This is a genomic window from Qipengyuania huizhouensis (genome assembly GCF_019711635.1).
In the GTDB taxonomy this organism is placed as follows: Bacteria; Pseudomonadota; Alphaproteobacteria; order Sphingomonadales; family Sphingomonadaceae; genus Qipengyuania; species Qipengyuania huizhouensis.
On sequence record NZ_JAIGNT010000001.1, the window covers coordinates 153208 to 168633 of the forward strand.

Consider the following 15426-nt stretch of genomic DNA (forward strand, 5'->3'; position numbering starts at 1 on the left):
GATGGGAACGGGTCACAGCCACGAACAGGGACATGCGCACGGCGCGGGCCACAGCCATGCACCGAAGGATTTCGGCCGCGCCTTCCTGATCGGCATCGTACTGAATACGGCATTCGTCATCATCGAGGCGGTCTATGGCTGGCTTTCGGGGTCGATGGCGCTGATTGCCGATGCCGGGCACAACCTTTCGGACGTGATGGCGCTGCTGCTGGCCTGGGGGGCGAGCATTGCCGCAAAGAAACCGGCAAATGCCCGCTTCACCTATGGGTACAAGAGTTCGACGATTCTTGCCGCTCTGGCCAATGCAGCGCTCCTGCTGGTGGCAATCGGGGCAATTGCCTATGAAACCATCCACCGTCTGTCCGATCCCGCGCCGGTGGAAGGCGCGACAATGGTCATCGTGGCGGGTATCGGCATCGTCATCAACGCCGGCACCGCCATGCTGTTCATGCGGGGGCGCAAGCAAGACATCAATATTCGCGGGGCGTTCCTTCACATGGCGGCGGATGCCCTGGTCAGCCTAGGCGTGGTCATTGCAGGCATCGCGATCCTGCTCAGCGGTGCACTCTGGATCGATCCACTAGTGAGCCTGCTGATCGTGGCGGTTATCGCCTGGGGGACGTGGGGGCTGCTGAAGGACAGCGTTGCCATGAGTCTGCTCGGTGTGCCGAAAGGCGTATCGGAAAGCCGCGTTCGCGGATATCTGGTCGGTCTGGAGGGGGTGAGTGAAATTCACGAGCTGCATATCTGGCCCATGTCTACGACCGAAACGGCCCTTACCGCGCATCTGGTGATGCCCGATGGCCATCCGGGCGACGCTTTCCTGCGCGAGATCGGCCATGAGCTGAAACACCATCACCGAATCGGCCACGCGACCATCCAGATCGAACAAGCGGGCCTGCATTGCAGGCACAGGTGCTGATGATGCCATCCGGAAGCGATGCACGCGATCGGCTCGAAGCTGCGATGGCTCGCCTTGCTGGCGGCGATCGCAGCGCGTTGGAGGAAATCTATCGGAGCACCTCAGCGAAACTTTTTGGAATTTGCCTGCGTATCTTGAAGGACGAAAAGGAAGCCGAGGACGCGTTGCAGGACGTTTACATCTCTCTCTGGCGCAAGGCCGACCGCTACGATGCGGAGCGGGCCAGTCCGATAAGCTGGCTTGCCACATTCGCGCGGAACCGCGCGGTGGACCGGCTGAGGGTGGGAAAGGTCCGGCAGGGCAGCGTGCCCGCCGAACACGCCGCACCGATTGCCGACGAGGCACCGCTTGCAGAGAATTTGCTGATCGATGCAGAGCGTGATGCGCGCATCCATCATTGTCTCGATCGGCTGGACGAAAAGCCGCGCAGCGCGATCCGCAGCGCCTTTTTCGAAGGCCGCACCTACGCCCAGATCGCGGAGGCCGACGGAATACCGCTCGGCACAATGAAGAGCTGGGTACGCAGGGGACTCCAGAAATTGAAAGCATGTCTGGAGCGCGGCGAATGAGCGAGGATTTCCGCCCCGACGACGTGCTTGCGGCCGAATACGTGCTCGGCCTGCTCGAAGGAGAGGATTTGCTTGCGGCCCGGGCGCGGGAGGCATCCGATGAAAAATTCGCTGCCGAGGTCGCACGCTGGCAGGACCAGCTGGCACCGCTGCTCGATACGATCGATGCCCGCACGCCGCGCGAGGAAGTCTGGAAAAGAATCCGGGACGAATTCGATACGCTTGGGGATAGTGCCGAGATCATCTCGCTGAATGCGCGGCTCCGGGGTTGGAAAATGGCCGCCGGAACGGCCGCTGCCGCAGCTGTTGCTGCCATATCCGTGCTGGTTCTTTCTCCTTCGCAGGCACCATCGCCCCCGCCCACCGCTGAGCCGCAGGCACCTCTCGCCGCTTCCATCCCGATTGCCGACACGCAGTTGCGCTTGGCTGTCACCTATCTCCCCGAACGTCAGGAATTGCTGGTCTCGGCCAGCGGACTGACCGCTGATGGAGTGCACGATCACGAGCTCTGGCTGGTGCCCCGGTCCGAGGATATGCCGCTGCTTTCCCTCGGTGTGGTCGCGCCCGGCGAAGAACGCCGCATATCTCTGGATCAGGCTGTCGCCGAGCAGATGGCGGATGGTTCTCCTCTCCTCCTCACCCGGGAACCGCTGGGCGGCAAACCACCCGGCGTCGACGCAGGTCCGGTCGTGGCCGAAGGGCGCATGCAAACTATCTGAAAATTTTTTGCATCCGCATTGCGGCGGCTTTCGTAACTCCATGCACAAGTTGGACGGGCTTGTGAGATAGAGGAGTTATACCAATGACCATTTCGACCCAGTTTAAGGCCGCAGCCGCGGCATCAGTCCTTGCCATGGGCGGTTTCGCCATTGCTGCATCCGGCCCTGCGCTTGCCCATAATCACAAGGAAAAGCCCGCACAGGCTCAGGCCAATATTGTCCAGACCGCAATCGGAACGGGCATGCACGAAACGCTGGTCGCCGCCGTCCAGGCTGCAGACCTCGTCGACACGCTGTCCTCGCCCGGGCCCTTCACCGTGTTTGCGCCAACCGATACCGCATTTTCCGCCTTGCCCGATGGCACGGTGAGCACGCTGCTCGAGCCGGCTAACAAAGGCCAGTTGCAGAACATTCTCACCTACCACGTCGTGGCAGGCCGAATTCCCGCCGCACAGCTTTCCGCTGCAATCAAGACGAATGGCGGCAGCTACACCTTCGAGACCGTTGCAGGCGCCGAACTGACCGCGAGTTTCGCAGGCGAGAACATCGTCATCACTGACGGTGCCGGCGGCACCAGCACCGTGACCATGGCCGACGTGAAAACCACGAACGGCGTGATCCACGTCACCGACGGTGTCTTCCTGCCCGGTTGATCCGCAAATCAGTCAACAACGCCGCTAGGGCTACCTCCCCCTTTCGAGAGAGCGGCGTCACTGCCCCGTCCGGCCACCCCATCGGCCTGGCGGGGCCTTTTTCTAACCCCAAACGCAAAACGCCGCGAGGTTCTGAGACCGCGCGGCGTTTTTAATAACCAGGAGGGCGGAAGCTAAGCCGCTTCTTCCTTGGGTCCGTGAACCTGGATCGGATCTTTCTTGCCTTCCACCACATCGGCATCGATGACGATTTCGGTCACGCCGTCCATGTCCGGCAGGTCGAACATCGTGTCGAGCAGGATGCCTTCGACGATCGAACGCAGGCCGCGCGCGCCGGTTTTGCGGGCGATGGCCTTTTCCGCGATCTTCTGCAGGGCATCCTTCTTGAAGGTCAGTTCGACATTCTCGAGTTCGAACAATTTCGCATACTGCTTGCAAAGGGCGTTCTTCGGCTCGGTCAGGATGGTGATGAGCGCATCAACGTCCAGATCCCGCAGGGTCGCGATGACCGGCAGACGGCCGACGAATTCGGGGATCAATCCGAACTTCAGCAGATCTTCCGGTTCGCCCTTTTCGAGCAGTTCGCCCACACGGCGTTTGTCCGGATCGGCGACATGCGCGCCGAAGCCGATCGAGCGCTTCTGCAGGCGGTCGGCAATGATCTTTTCAAGACCCGCGAAGGCCCCGCCGCAGATGAACAGGATGTTCGTGGTGTCGACCTGCAGGAATTCCTGCTGCGGATGCTTGCGTCCGCCCTGCGGCGGAACAGAGGCGGTGGTACCTTCCATCAGCTTGAGCAGTGCCTGCTGGACGCCCTCACCCGAGACGTCGCGCGTGATCGAGGGGTTTTCGGCCTTGCGCGTGATCTTGTCGATCTCGTCGATATAGACGATCCCGTGCTGCGCCTTCTCGACATTATAATCCGAGGCCTGAAGTAGCTTGAGGATGATGTTCTCCACATCCTCGCCAACGTAACCGGCTTCGGTCAGCGTGGTGGCGTCGGCCATGGTGAAGGGCACGTCGAAAGTGCGCGCCAGCGTCTGCGCCAGCAAAGTCTTGCCGCAACCGGTCGGGCCGACGAGCAGGATATTCGACTTGGCGAGTTCGACATCGCCCGCCTTGCCGCCGTGCTTCAAGCGCTTGTAGTGGTTGTGAACCGCCACCGAAAGCACGCGTTTCGCGCGGTCTTGCCCGATCACATAGTCGTTGAGCGTTTCGAAGATTTCGGAAGGCGTCGGGACATCGCCGTCCTTCTTGCCGGAAATGCCCGCCTTGGTTTCTTCGCGGATGATATCGTTGCACAGCTCGACGCATTCGTCGCAGATGAACACGGTCGGGCCCGCAATCAGTTTGCGCACCTCGTGCTGCGACTTACCGCAAAAACTGCAGTATAACGTGGATTTGCTATCGGTTCCGCTCAACTTGGTCATTTCCTGCTCTGCCCCGCCAGCCCAAAATACAGGGATTCGCCGACTCTAGGCCGGTAGGGGATTCGGTCAACATTTCACTACCAGCAACCCCTTGCCATAAGCTGAAGGCGCAAGGTTGCCGATTTCCTAGGACAATAATGCAACAGTCCCCCAGAGAGACAAATGGGGGACGTTGAAGGGATGTTACTCGGGCGCGCCGCCCGAACCCTTGTCCGCGTCCTTGATGGGCTCATCGTCGCCCTCGTTCTCGGGACGGGCCTCGAAAACCTTGTCGACGATGCCGAACTTCATGGCTTCCTCGGCTTCGAGGAAGGTGTCACGGTCCATCGCCTTCTCGATATCCGACAGGCTCTTGCCGGTATACTGGACGTAGAGATCGTTCATCCGCTTGCGGATACGCAGGATCTCACGAGCCTGGATTTCGATGTCACTGGCCATGCCGCGGGCACCGCCCGAAGGCTGGTGAACCATGATGCGCGCATTTGGCAGCGCGATGCGCATGCCGGGTTCGCCCGCCGCAAGCAGGAAGCTGCCCATCGAGGCGGCCTGCCCGATACAGACGGTCGACACGCGCGGTTTGATATACTGCATGGTATCATGGATCGCCATGCCGGCCGTCACCACGCCGCCGGGCGAATTGATATACATGCTGATCGGCTTGGATGGGTTTTCGCTCTCGAGGAACAGCAGCTGCGCCACAATGAGCGAAGCCATATTGTCTTCCACCTGACCGGTGACAAAAACGATGCGTTCGCGCAGCAGGCGGCTGAAAATATCGAAAGCTCGCTCGCCGCGGCTCGACTGCTCGACCACGGTGGGCACCAAGGCCCCGGTCAGGGGGTCGCGGTCGAACTGGCCCTGCGAACCGTGCGCATCGCTGCCGAAAAGGTCGATCATGAAAATCCTTCCGTCTGAATATCGAGCGTCTATGTCGCCATAGCACCCGGATTGTTCAAGGGTCTTTCCGTCCAAATGCGCAGCTAACCTCGATTGGGCCGATAAGGTTGGGCACCTGCCCGTGACCACCCTCCCAGTTCCAATGGTTTCGATCCGCTACCGAAATAGACATTCGTCGGGTCCGTTCGACGCTCATCGGCGACCAAATGCCATTGATCGACAGAGGCTGGGGCATTTCAGCTACAGTTGTAAACGTCGCGGCGAGGAAGAACAGGAGAAACAATGCCGCACTCGTTTTCAGCCAGCGCGATAGCCATCGCCTGCGTGCTTGGTTTGCCCGCCAATCTTGCTGCGCAGGATCAGGACGCCGAAGCAACACCCTCTACCCCCCTGCCCGGCGCAGCCCGGGTCTTCGAACCCGCCTATTTCGAGCAATTCGCTCCGCGGAATGCGCTCGACATGGTCACCCGGATTCCCGGCTTCACGATCACTGGCGGCAACAACCAGGGCCAGCGTGGCCTTGGACAAGCGACGCAGAACGTCATCGTCAACGGCGAGCGCCTCTCCAGTAAATCCGACAGTGTCGAGGACCAGTTGCGCCGAATTCCGGCAAGCGATTTGATCCGGATCGAACTCGTCGACGGCAACACGCTCGACCTTCCGGGGCTGACCGGACTGGTCGCCAATGTGATTTACAAGAGCAATGGTGCTTCCGGGCAGTTCCGCTGGACCACCGGGTTCCGCCCGCACAATACCGAAGCCCAGTTGCTTGGCGGAGAAGTTTCGCTCACCGGTAGTGAAGGCAGGCTCGATTATACGGTTGCCCTGTCCAATCCGAACAACCGTTTCGGCGCGGACGGACCGATCCTGATTACCGATGGCGCAGGCAATCTGATCGAAGAGCAATATTCGCGCTTCTCGGGGAAATTCGACGAACCCAAGCTGGCCACGACATTCGCCTATGACTTCGGCGGAGGCGTCCAGGCCAATCTCAATCTCAACTATGCCGAGGACTTCCTCTACCGCAATGAACCGGAGATCGGCTATCCGGTGTCCGGACCCGTACGACGACGCACGGTCGATACGCACGAGGACGGCCCGCAGTATGAGATCGGCGGCGATTTCCAGTTCCCGCTCGGACCGGGCACGCTGAAAATTATCGGCCTGGAACGCTATGAGCGGGACAATTTCAGCCAGACCCTCATCGACAGGTTCGACGACGGCAGCGCGCCCACCGGCTTCCGTTTCCAGCAGACGAATGAAGTGGGAGAACGCATCGGGCGTGCCGAATACAGCTGGAAGCTGTGGGAGGCCGACTGGCAACTTTCAGGCGAAGCCGCATTCAACCGCCTCGATCGCCGTTCTTCATTGTTCGAGCTCGATACCGACGAGCAGTTCGTCCAATTGCCCTTCCCCGGCGGCAACGGCGGGGTTCGCGAAGATCGATACGAAACCAGCCTCAGCTTTTCGCGCGGGCTTTCCTCGACGCTTTCCGTCCAGGCGATCGGCGCCCTGGAATTCTCCAAGATCGAGCAGACCGGAGCCATGCCCAATTCGCGCAGCTTCAGGCGGCCCAAGGGATCACTCGCTGCGACATGGAAACCTGCGGAAGACTTCGATGTTTCGCTAACTCTGGCGCGCCGGGTAAGCCAGCTTGGTTTCGGTGACTTCCTCGCCAGCGTCTCGCTCAACACCGATAACGAGAACGGCGGCAACAACGAACTCGTGCCCTACCAAAGCTGGAACGTCGAGATCGAGGCCAACAAGTCGCTCGGCCCCTGGGGTTCGTTGAAACTGGAAGCCCGCCAGGCTTGGTTCGAGGATTTCATCGACTGGTTCCCCCTGCCCGAAGGTCGGGAGGCGCGCGGCAATATCGGTGATGCGAGCCGGCTCCATCTGCAGGCCAATGCAACGATCAACCTTGATCCGATCGGCTGGAAGGGAGCGCGCTTCGATATCGCTGCGGTCAAACGCTACATGTATGTCGACGACCCCTTCACAGGCGTAGAGCGCGGTTTTTCCAACGACCAGGAAGGCAGCCTCGAAATCGACTATCGTCATGATATTCCCTCGACCGACTGGGCCTATGGCGGAGGCATCAGCCATTTCGACAATGCGCCTTACGCACGGCGCTACGAAGTCGGGCGCGAGTGGGAGGGACCCTTCTTCGATACGTTGTTCATCGAACACAAGGACGTCATGGGCCTCACCCTGCGCGCGCAGGCAACCAACCTTGTCCTGGGCGCTCGCAATCGCTTCCAGCGTACAGTTTTCGACGGATCCCGTACGGAGGGCGACATATTGTTCCGCGAAGATGTCAATCGCAGGATCGGGCCGATCTATCGCCTGACCATAAGCGGCGACTTCTAGAGCGCGCTTGCATTCGCACGGGGCGCTGGCAGGGTGCGGACATGATCCACCGCGCCCTGCCGCTCGCTCTTGCCCTTCTCGCATCACCGTTGACCGCCCAGCAGGCGGCGGAGGATGCACAAGCCTATCTGGACCGGATCGCAGCGATTGACGATGACGGGCCGGAGTTGAATGCCGTCATCACAGTCAATCCCGGTGCGGTCGAAGACGCACGATCTGCCGAGGCAAGCGGCGGTCTGCTCCGCGGCAGGACCGTTCTGATCAAGGACAATATCGAGACCCGGGAATTGCCGACTACGGCGGGCAGTCTTGCGCTGGCGGACAACCGGACGGGGCGCGATGCTTCCCTGATAACCAATCTGCGCGCTGCAGGCGGCGTGGTGCTGGGTAAGACGAATCTCTCCGAATGGGCCAATATCCGCGACAATAATTCCACGAGCGGGTGGAGCGCAGTCGGCGGGCTGACGCGCAACCCGCATGCGATCGACCGTAACGCATGCGGGTCGTCCTCAGGCAGCGGGGCGGCTGTAGCTGCTGAACTGGCCTGGGCCGCCATCGGTACTGAAACGAACGGATCGATCACCTGTCCGGCAAGCGTGAACGGCGTGGTGGGCTTCAAACCCAGTGTGGGGGTTGTCAGCCGCACCCACGTCGTACCGATTTCCAGTACGCAGGATACGGCCGGTCCGATGGCGCGCTCTGTGGCAGACGCAGCGCTTCTGCTGTCGGCGATTGCGGGGCGCGATGCGCTGGATAGCGCTACGCTAGTCGGCCCGGGCAGGTCCGATTTCCATACGGGCCTCGAAAATTTCTCGCTCGAGGGTGTTCGCATCGGCGTGATGCGAAATCAGATCGGCAATCGGCAGGACCTGAAAGACATATTCGAAACCGTGGTGACCGATCTGGAATCCGGCGGCGCCACGCTGGTCGATATCGAATTCGAACCGAACGGTGAAATGTATGGCGCAAGCTTCACCGTCCTGATGTTCGAATTGCGCGAAGAAATGGGCAAATACCTCACCAGCCTGCCTGGAGACGACAAGCCCCGTAGTCTCGCGGACCTCATAGCCTTCAACAAAGACAATGAAGATAGCGAGATGCGCTGGTTCGGACAGGATCTTTTCGAACTCGCCGAAGCCTCAACCAACCGCGAAGAGTACGAAGAAGCGCGGGCCACGGCCCTGCGGATCGCTGGGGAGGAGACTTTGGACAAGCTCATGGAAGAACATGACGTGGCCTTCCTGATCGCTCCGACCCGCGAACCGGCCTGGACCAGCGATCTCGTCAACGGCGACAATTTCAATGGCAGTATCGGCTTCGGCTCGCCTGCCGCGATTGCCGGATATCCGCATCTGACCGTACCGATGGGTTCGATAGAGGGATTGCCCGTGGGCTTGAGTATATTCGGCGCGAAATGGCGTGACTTCGAGGTACTTCAACTGGGTGCCGCTTACGAACGGGTACGCCGTGCATATCTGCCCAAACCTTCGTTGAAGCCTTGGTCGCCCATCGAGACAATAGCAGAGTAACCTATCTTGGAATTCGATCCGCGCATCCTGCTGTTCGTCATCTTCGGCTTGGGCCTGATGCTGGCCGTTTCGCTCGAGCGATTCCTCGCACGTTTTTGGCTATCCTTGCCGATCCTCTATGTCGGCGCTGGCTATGTGCTGTTCTCGCTCCCATTGGGATTGCCGCATATCAATCCCACGGTGGACGGTTTCGATGCGGTCACACTGGAATATGTGACCGAATTCATCGTTATCGCCTCACTTATGGCCGCAGGAATTGCGATTGATCGACCGGTGAGCTGGATCAATTGGCGACAAATCTGGCCGCTACTGGTCGTGGCCATGCCGCTTACCATCGCTTCGGTCGCATTCCTCGGTTGGTGGTCGCTGGGTCTCGCCCCGGCATCGGCGATCCTTCTCGGTGCGGCCCTTGCGCCGACCGATCCTGTCTTGGCACGCAGCGTTCAGGTGGGGCCGCCGGGCGAGAACAAGCGCCACGACATCCGCTTCAGCCTCACCGCCGAAGCTGGCCTGAACGACGGGCTGGCGTTCCCCTTCACCTATCTCGCTATTGCCGCGGTCGGCATGACGAGCCTGGGCACATGGACGCTTGAATGGGCTGCGCTGGATCTTGGCTGGCGTATTCTTGCGGGGTGTGCCGTCGGCTGGGCGGTAGGACGGCTGGGTTCATGGTACGTGTTCGAACGCGAGGCGGATGCGCCTATCGAAGAGATCAACGAGGAAACTGCAAGCGCGGGCACGCCGAAATATTCGACGAGCGAAGGCTTGATCGTCCTCGGCACCCTCCTGCTCGCCTACGGGCTTGCCGAACTGGCCGAAGGTTACGGATTCCTTGCCGTGTTCGTCGGCGCCGTCACAGCCAGGCAGCGTGAGAACCGCAGCCGCTATCACAAGATCAGCCACCATTTCATCGACCAGATCGAGCAGATCGTGCTCGTCGCTGTGCTGTTTGGCTTCGGCGCGATGCTGGCCAGCGGGGTGCTCGCCCCCCTGACTTGGCCCGGAGCGCTGATCGGGCTGGCACTGGTCTTTGTGATCCGCCCAATTGCAGGGTTCGTTGCGGAAGCCCGATCAGACCTTCCGATGATCGGGACGCTGGCCATAGCTTTCCTGGGCGTGCGGGGAATGGGATCTATCTACTACCTCGCCTACGGCCAGAATCATGCCGATTTCGCCCAACTCGACCAGCTATGGGCTGTAACCAGCTTTGCCATCCTTGTGTCCATCGTGGTTCACGGAATCGTTTCGGGACCTTTCATCCTCTTCGCCGAAAAGCGCAAATCGCACATCCATGCAGGACAGGAAGAGTCGATGTTGTCCCATACGCCAAGCGGACGACCGATCATGGTCGAAGGAACCACCAAGCCGGAATAGGAACAAAAAGGGCGGCAGGATCGCTCCGGCCGCCCTTCCAATTGGTTATAGAAAAACCGCTTACTTCTTTTTCGGAGCCGCTTTCTTGGCTGGAGCCTTCTTCGCAGCGGGCTTCGCGTCATCTTTCTTGACCGCTGCCTTTTTAGCCGCAGGCTTCTTCGCCGGAGCTTTCTTGGCTGCAGGCTTCTTCTCGCCTTCGTCCTTTTTCGCCGCTGCCTTTTTGGCAGGCGCTTTCTTTTCAGCAGGCTTCTTCTCGTCGGACTTTTTGGCAGCGGCTTTCTTCGCCGGGGCCTTCTTCTTGGCCGGTTTCTTGGCAGCTTCGGTATTTTCCTCTGCCTCGATCGCGGCTTCGAGCTCCTCGCGCGTCACCTCGCGGTCGGTAATCTCGGCCTTGTCGAAGAGGAAATCGACGACCTTGTCTTCATAAAGCGGCGCGCGCAGCTGCGCGGCAGCCATCGGTTCCTGCTGGATATACTGCATGAACCGTTCGCGATCTTCCGCGCGATACTGCTGGGCCGCCTGCTGAATGAGCATGCTCATTTCCTGCGAAGTGACCTGGACGTTGTTGGCCTGTCCGATTTCCGACAACAGCAAACCGAGGCGCACGCGGCGTTCGGCGATGTGGCGGTAATCTTCCTTCTCGGCTTCCATTTCCTTGAGCATCTCTTCCGGATTTTCCGAACGAGCGGCTTCCTGCTGGAGCTGGTTCCAGATCTGGTCGAACTCCGCATCCACCATTCCCTGCGGGACTGCGAAATCGTGACCTGCTGCAAGCTGATCGAGTAGCGAGCGCTTCATCTGCGTGCGCGTGAGGCCGGCGGTTTCCTGCTCGAGCTGGCCGCGCAGAAGTTCCTTCAGCTTGTCCAACCCGTCGAGGCCGAAGTTCTTGGCGAAATCATCGTCGATCTTGGTGTCGCCTTCGACCTTCACCTGCTTCACGGTGACGTCGAATTCGGCTTTCTTCCCGGCGAGATGCTTGGCCTGATAGTCCTCGGGGAAGGTCACCTCGATGGTCTTGCTGTCGCCGGTCTTCACGCCCGTCAGCTGGTCTTCGAAGCCGGGGATGAACATGCCGGAGCCAAGCACCAGGGCTGCGTCTTCGGCCTTGCCGCCTTCGAATTCTTCGCCATCCACGCGGCCGACGAAGTCGATGATAAGCTGGTCGCCTTCTGCGGCCTTCTTGGTCTTGGCGGCGTCCTTGTAACTCTTGTTGTTCTCGGCAAGCTTGCCGATCGCGTCCATGACCTGCTCGTCGGTGACAGGCACGGTCAGACGTTCGATCTTCAGACCGTCGGTCGAAGGCGTATCGACTTCGGGAAGCACTTCGAGCTCGACGGTGAGGGTCGCGTCCTTGCCTTCCTCATAGCCTTCACCCAGTTCGACCTTCGGCTGCATTGCGGGCTTGAGCTTGTTGTCCGCCATGGTCTTGTCGACCGATTCGCGGATCATCTCGTTGACGGCTTCTGCATGAAGCTGTTCGCCATGCATCTTGCGAACGAGATTCGCGGGAACCTTGCCAGGCCGGAAACCGGGCATCTTCACCTGCGGGGCGATCTTCTTGATCTGCGAATCGATGCGGGCATCGATTTCCTTGGCCGGAATGGTGATCGCGTAGGCCCGCTTGAGGCCTTCGTTGGCGGTTTCTTTGATCTGCATGGGATTAAGGACTCGCGAGTTGTACTATTATCTGAGCGAGGGCCCGCGTCGGGCGAAATTGGTGCGGGCGAAGGGACTCGAACCCCCACATCTTTCGATACTGGTACCTAAAACCAGCGCGTCTACCAATTCCGCCACGCCCGCAAACCCGAACGAAGCCGTGCGCCGACGTGGGTACGTCGCGCATATAGGCGCGTGCCTCTAGTAGGATGCGGCGAAAAGGGCAAGCGCGACGACGGCTGAGGGAACAGCCCGCCACAATGGACCGTTCCTGTAGGGAAAGGATCGCAATCATGAGCGACTACGAAACCGCGAAGATGCCGCCCTCCACCCCTCCCGCTATCGACCCCGATGTCGAACCGAAGACTGCAGAGGAAATGGAAGCGGAAGGCGAGCGCGAAGACGATGTTATCGCCAACAAGAGCGAGCCGGATGAAATCGACGCCGAGACAGAAAAAGCGATGCGCCCCGCAATGGAGAAGGGCCATGAGGGTGCCGGCGAACAAGCGCTCGATGCCGCGACCATGCTTCCACCCGATTAAGGAGAGACACGATGGCAACACAGCCAGACCCCGATACGATCGATCCCGGTGCACCGCCGGAAATGCCGCCTGACAGCCCGCCCGACGAGGCCCCGATGCAGGAGCCTCCGGGTATCGAGCCGGTCCAGCCCGATTACGATCGTCCTGACCGGAGCCCGGTCGAGACGCCGCCGCCCGACTAGGGGCAATTGAGCTTGTCGGCCGAGGCGTTCGCCAGTAAAGGCGCGCGCCATGAGTGAAGACAGCAAGCCGCAGACCCCGCCCATGCATCTTTCGGTAAACCCGAAGAGCGAACATTTCGACGTCGACGTATTGCAGCGTGGCGTGGGCATCCGGTTCAAGGGCCGTACCCGCACCGATATCGAAGAATACAATATTCCCGAAGGTTGGGTGCGGGTGCAGGCGGGCAAGACCATGGATCGCCACGGCAATCCACTTACGCTGAAGCTGAACGGATCGGTCGAGGCCTGGTTCGAAGACCTCGGTGAAAACCCTCCGGTCGCTAAAGCGGACTGAGACGCTTTCGTGAAGCCGGCGGATCGTGGCAGAACACCCGCCAGGATCCGCTTTTGCCAAACCCCACATGCCGCTTAGGGTCGCATTTCCGCGATTTGCAGCATCCGGCGTTTCTTTCCTCAGGACCCTATTCGACGCGTTCGATATTGCAGGAGCGGCCTTCCGGCCTTGCCAAAGTCACGCTTTGCGCCCACCTGCCCGCAAGGCAACATCATGACATCCACGCAGAAACCCACCGTCATCATCATCGGCCGGCCCAATGTCGGCAAGTCGACGCTGTTCAACCGGCTCGTCGGCAAGAAACTCGCGCTGGTCGACGATCAGCCGGGGGTGACGCGTGATCGGCGTCTGGGCGATGCCGAGATCGCAGGGCTGGAATTCACCATCGTCGATACGGCGGGCTGGGAGGACGAAGATGCCGACAGCCTGCCCGGTCGTATGCGCAAACAGACCGAGGTCAGCCTCGAAGGTGCCGATGCCGCTCTGTTCGTTATCGACGCCCGTGCAGGACTGACACCGCTGGACGAAGAAATCGGCCGGTGGCTCCGCGGGCAGGACGTGCCGGTTGTGCTCGTCGCCAACAAGGCAGAAGGCAGGGCAGCCGAGGCCGGCATTCTCGAAAGCTACAGCCTGGGCCTGGGCGAACCAATGGGCATATCGGCCGAACACGGCGAAGGCATTGCCGACCTTTTCGCAGGCTTGTGGCCCATCATCGGCGAAAAATCCGAAGCAGCCGAGGCGGGGGCCGAAATCGCAGCGGCAAGTGAAGATGAGGAAGTCTCTGGGCCGCTCAAGCTCGCCATAGTCGGCCGGCCCAACGCCGGGAAATCGACGCTGATCAATCGTTTGCTCGAAGAGGATCGCCTGCTTACCGGTCCCGAGGCAGGTATTACCCGCGATTCGATTGCCGTGGATTGGGAATGGCATGATCCCAAGACGAACGAAACGCGCCAGATCCGGCTGATCGATACCGCTGGGATGCGCAAGCGCGCCCGCGTAGTCGAGAAGCTGGAGAAGCTTTCGGTTGCCGATGCCAAGCGCGCGATCGACTTTGCGGAGGTCGTGGTCCTACTGCTCGACGCGACCAAGGGTCTCGAACATCAGGACCTCAAGATTGCATCGCAGGTCCTCGAAGAAGGCCGCGCCCTTATGGTCGCGATCAACAAGTGGGATATCGCCGAGAACGCGTCCTACCTGTTCAACGGCATTCGCGAGGCGCTGAACGAAGGACTCTCGCAAGTGCGCGGGGTTCCGCTTTTCGCCGTATCGGCAAAGACCGGCAAGGGACTCGATACCATGCTGTCTGCCGCATTCGAAATTCGCGAGGCGTGGAGCCGCCGCGTCCCGACGGCAGCGCTCAATCGCTGGTTCGACGACGCGCTGGCTGCCAATCCGCCCCCTGCGCCCGGTGGCCGCCGGATCAAGCTGCGCTACATCACTCAGGCGAGCACGCGCCCGCCCCGTTTCGTGGTCTTCGGTACGAGGCTCGACGATTTGCCCAAGAGCTACGAACGCTATCTCATCAACGGAATCCGTGCGAAGCTCGGCTTCGAAGCCGTACCCGTGCGTGTCGTGCTGAAAAGTCCGAAGAACCCCTACAATGCCAATCGCGGTGGTGGAGGTAACTACAGCAGTGGTTCCGATCGTGCCTGAACTTCTTGCCATCCTGCCGGGAATCGAGCTCATCGAACGCACCAGCTCGACCTTGCGTGTCCAGAATGTGGTTCAGTTGAGCCTCGCGCCGGCTTTCCTGCTCGCGGGGATCGGTGCGGTCATGAATGTCATGACCAACCGCCTGTTGTGGGTCGCCAACAAGATCGAACGCATCCTGGCGGCAGATGCGAAGAATGAGGCCGGCGATCAGCTGGTGGAACTTCCTGCACTGGAGACGAGGAGGATACTCGCGCAGCGTGCCGTAATGTTCAGCACGGCCGCCGCCCTGACGATCAGTATCGTAATTCTTCTTCTGTTTGTGAGCGCCTTTGTTCGGACTCCGCTTGGTACGCTGGTGGCGGTTACATGGGTCATCACGATGGGCCTGCTGATGGCAGGCCTCGCCTTTTTCCTGCTCGAAACGCGAACTGCAGCACGGCGAAATCTGGAGCGGATGAAAGAGCGCCGGTTCGGGCCGGACGACGATTCGTCGCGAAATTAGCGCATGATTCCGGCAGGCCGAACTTACGGCGGGGGCCACATGTCACCGGTTGTATAGCATTCAGGAATACTCGCGCAGCTTCCTTCCTACATCG

Annotated in this window: 15 protein-coding genes and 1 tRNA gene; 12 read left to right on the top strand and 4 right to left on the bottom strand. The window is 60.3% G+C overall.

All coding sequences use genetic code 11. The annotated features are described in order from the left end of the window. The first annotated feature begins 1 nt into the window (after nucleotide 1). From K3180_RS00665 to K3180_RS00680, 4 genes are all read left to right on the top strand, one after another. A complete protein-coding gene (locus K3180_RS00665) occupies nucleotides 2-922 on the top strand; it encodes a cation diffusion facilitator family transporter (protein ID WP_221537734.1) in 921 nt (306 codons plus the stop codon). Next, the gene (locus K3180_RS00670) at nucleotides 922-1491 is read left to right on the top strand and encodes a sigma-70 family RNA polymerase sigma factor (RefSeq protein WP_221537735.1); all 570 of its coding nucleotides are present in this window, start codon (nucleotides 922-924) and stop codon (nucleotides 1489-1491) included. The genes K3180_RS00665 and K3180_RS00670 overlap by 1 nt, the downstream gene beginning before the upstream one ends. After that, complete coding sequence (locus tag K3180_RS00675; protein ID WP_221537736.1) at nucleotides 1488-2210, top strand: anti-sigma factor; 723 nt, start codon at nucleotides 1488-1490, stop codon at nucleotides 2208-2210. The genes K3180_RS00670 and K3180_RS00675 overlap by 4 nt, the downstream gene beginning before the upstream one ends. Before the next feature lie 83 nt (nucleotides 2211-2293). Then, a complete protein-coding gene (locus tag K3180_RS00680) occupies nucleotides 2294-2863 on the top strand; it encodes a fasciclin domain-containing protein (protein WP_221537737.1) in 570 nt (189 codons plus the stop codon). A 173-nt stretch (nucleotides 2864-3036) separates the two neighbouring features. Here K3180_RS00680 and clpX read toward each other — a convergent pair whose 3' ends face one another. Both clpX and K3180_RS00690 read right to left on the bottom strand, forming a co-directional pair. Further along, the gene (gene clpX / locus K3180_RS00685; protein ID WP_221537738.1) at nucleotides 3037-4293 is read right to left on the bottom strand and encodes an ATP-dependent Clp protease ATP-binding subunit ClpX; all 1257 of its coding nucleotides are present in this window, start codon (nucleotides 4291-4293) and stop codon (nucleotides 3037-3039) included. 183 nt (nucleotides 4294-4476) lie between these two features. Beyond that, complete coding sequence (locus K3180_RS00690; protein WP_221537739.1) at nucleotides 4477-5190, bottom strand: ATP-dependent Clp protease proteolytic subunit; 714 nt, start codon at nucleotides 5188-5190, stop codon at nucleotides 4477-4479. Nucleotides 5191-5472: 282 nt separating this feature from the next. Between K3180_RS00690 and K3180_RS00695 the strand changes: the two genes are divergently transcribed. The 3 genes from K3180_RS00695 to K3180_RS00705 are packed head-to-tail and all read left to right on the top strand — an operon-like array spanning nucleotide 5473 to nucleotide 10463. Beyond that, the gene (locus K3180_RS00695) at nucleotides 5473-7560 is read left to right on the top strand and encodes a TonB-dependent receptor plug domain-containing protein (protein ID WP_221537740.1); all 2088 of its coding nucleotides are present in this window, start codon (nucleotides 5473-5475) and stop codon (nucleotides 7558-7560) included. Nucleotides 7561-7601: 41 nt separating this feature from the next. Beyond that, the gene (locus K3180_RS00700; RefSeq protein WP_221537741.1) at nucleotides 7602-9089 is read left to right on the top strand and encodes an amidase; all 1488 of its coding nucleotides are present in this window, start codon (nucleotides 7602-7604) and stop codon (nucleotides 9087-9089) included. 6 nt (nucleotides 9090-9095) lie between these two features. Beyond that, a complete protein-coding gene (locus K3180_RS00705; protein ID WP_247710210.1) occupies nucleotides 9096-10463 on the top strand; it encodes a cation:proton antiporter in 1368 nt (455 codons plus the stop codon). Nucleotides 10464-10523: 60 nt separating this feature from the next. Here the strand turns inward: K3180_RS00705 and tig are convergent, their stop codons facing one another. Both tig and K3180_RS00715 read right to left on the bottom strand, forming a co-directional pair. Next, entirely contained in the window at nucleotides 10524-12119 is a 1596-nt protein-coding gene (gene tig / locus K3180_RS00710) for a trigger factor (protein ID WP_221537742.1), read from the bottom strand. A 59-nt stretch (nucleotides 12120-12178) separates the two neighbouring features. Further along, a tRNA-Leu gene (locus tag K3180_RS00715) sits at nucleotides 12179-12263 on the bottom strand. 149 nt (nucleotides 12264-12412) lie between these two features. Between K3180_RS00715 and K3180_RS00720 the strand changes: the two genes are divergently transcribed. The 5 genes from K3180_RS00720 (at nucleotide 12413) to K3180_RS00740 (ending at nucleotide 15332) form a co-directional block, all read left to right on the top strand. Next, on the top strand, nucleotides 12413-12661 hold the full coding sequence (locus tag K3180_RS00720) for a hypothetical protein (RefSeq protein ID WP_221537743.1): 249 nt from the start codon (nucleotides 12413-12415) through the stop codon (nucleotides 12659-12661). Nucleotides 12662-12672: 11 nt separating this feature from the next. Beyond that, complete coding sequence (locus K3180_RS00725) at nucleotides 12673-12843, top strand: hypothetical protein (protein ID WP_221537744.1); 171 nt, start codon at nucleotides 12673-12675, stop codon at nucleotides 12841-12843. 49 nt (nucleotides 12844-12892) lie between these two features. After that, nucleotides 12893-13177 (top strand): DUF3297 family protein, encoded by a 285-nt coding sequence (locus K3180_RS00730; RefSeq protein ID WP_221537745.1) that lies wholly within the window; start codon nucleotides 12893-12895, stop codon nucleotides 13175-13177. Between the two features lie 213 nt (nucleotides 13178-13390). Next, a complete protein-coding gene (der, locus tag K3180_RS00735) occupies nucleotides 13391-14830 on the top strand; it encodes a ribosome biogenesis GTPase Der (protein WP_221537746.1) in 1440 nt (479 codons plus the stop codon). Then, complete coding sequence (locus tag K3180_RS00740; protein ID WP_345719403.1) at nucleotides 14823-15332, top strand: DUF2721 domain-containing protein; 510 nt, start codon at nucleotides 14823-14825, stop codon at nucleotides 15330-15332. Before der ends, K3180_RS00740 begins: the two co-directional genes overlap by 8 nt. Nucleotides 15333-15426 lie beyond the last annotated feature (94 nt).

Bases quoted from the DNA above. Each gene is read 5' to 3' on its own strand.
- K3180_RS00665 (WP_221537734.1), top strand. From the start codon at position 2: ATGGGAACGGGTCACAGCCACGAACAGGGACATGCGCACGGCGCGGGC.
- K3180_RS00670 (WP_221537735.1), top strand. From the start codon at position 922: ATGATGCCATCCGGAAGCGATGCACGCGATCGGCTCGAAGCTGCGATG.
- K3180_RS00675 (WP_221537736.1), top strand. From the start codon at position 1,488: ATGAGCGAGGATTTCCGCCCCGACGACGTGCTTGCGGCCGAATACGTG.
- K3180_RS00680 (WP_221537737.1), top strand. From the start codon at position 2,294: ATGACCATTTCGACCCAGTTTAAGGCCGCAGCCGCGGCATCAGTCCTT.
- clpX (WP_221537738.1), bottom strand. From the start codon at position 4,293: ATGACCAAGTTGAGCGGAACCGATAGCAAATCCACGTTATACTGCAGT.
- K3180_RS00690 (WP_221537739.1), bottom strand. From the start codon at position 5,190: ATGATCGACCTTTTCGGCAGCGATGCGCACGGTTCGCAGGGCCAGTTC.
- K3180_RS00695 (WP_221537740.1), top strand. From the start codon at position 5,473: ATGCCGCACTCGTTTTCAGCCAGCGCGATAGCCATCGCCTGCGTGCTT.
- K3180_RS00700 (WP_221537741.1), top strand. From the start codon at position 7,602: ATGATCCACCGCGCCCTGCCGCTCGCTCTTGCCCTTCTCGCATCACCG.
- tig (WP_221537742.1), bottom strand. From the start codon at position 12,119: ATGCAGATCAAAGAAACCGCCAACGAAGGCCTCAAGCGGGCCTACGCG.
- K3180_RS00720 (WP_221537743.1), top strand. From the start codon at position 12,413: ATGAGCGACTACGAAACCGCGAAGATGCCGCCCTCCACCCCTCCCGCT.
- K3180_RS00725 (WP_221537744.1), top strand. From the start codon at position 12,673: ATGGCAACACAGCCAGACCCCGATACGATCGATCCCGGTGCACCGCCG.
- K3180_RS00730 (WP_221537745.1), top strand. From the start codon at position 12,893: ATGAGTGAAGACAGCAAGCCGCAGACCCCGCCCATGCATCTTTCGGTA.
- der (WP_221537746.1), top strand. From the start codon at position 13,391: ATGACATCCACGCAGAAACCCACCGTCATCATCATCGGCCGGCCCAAT.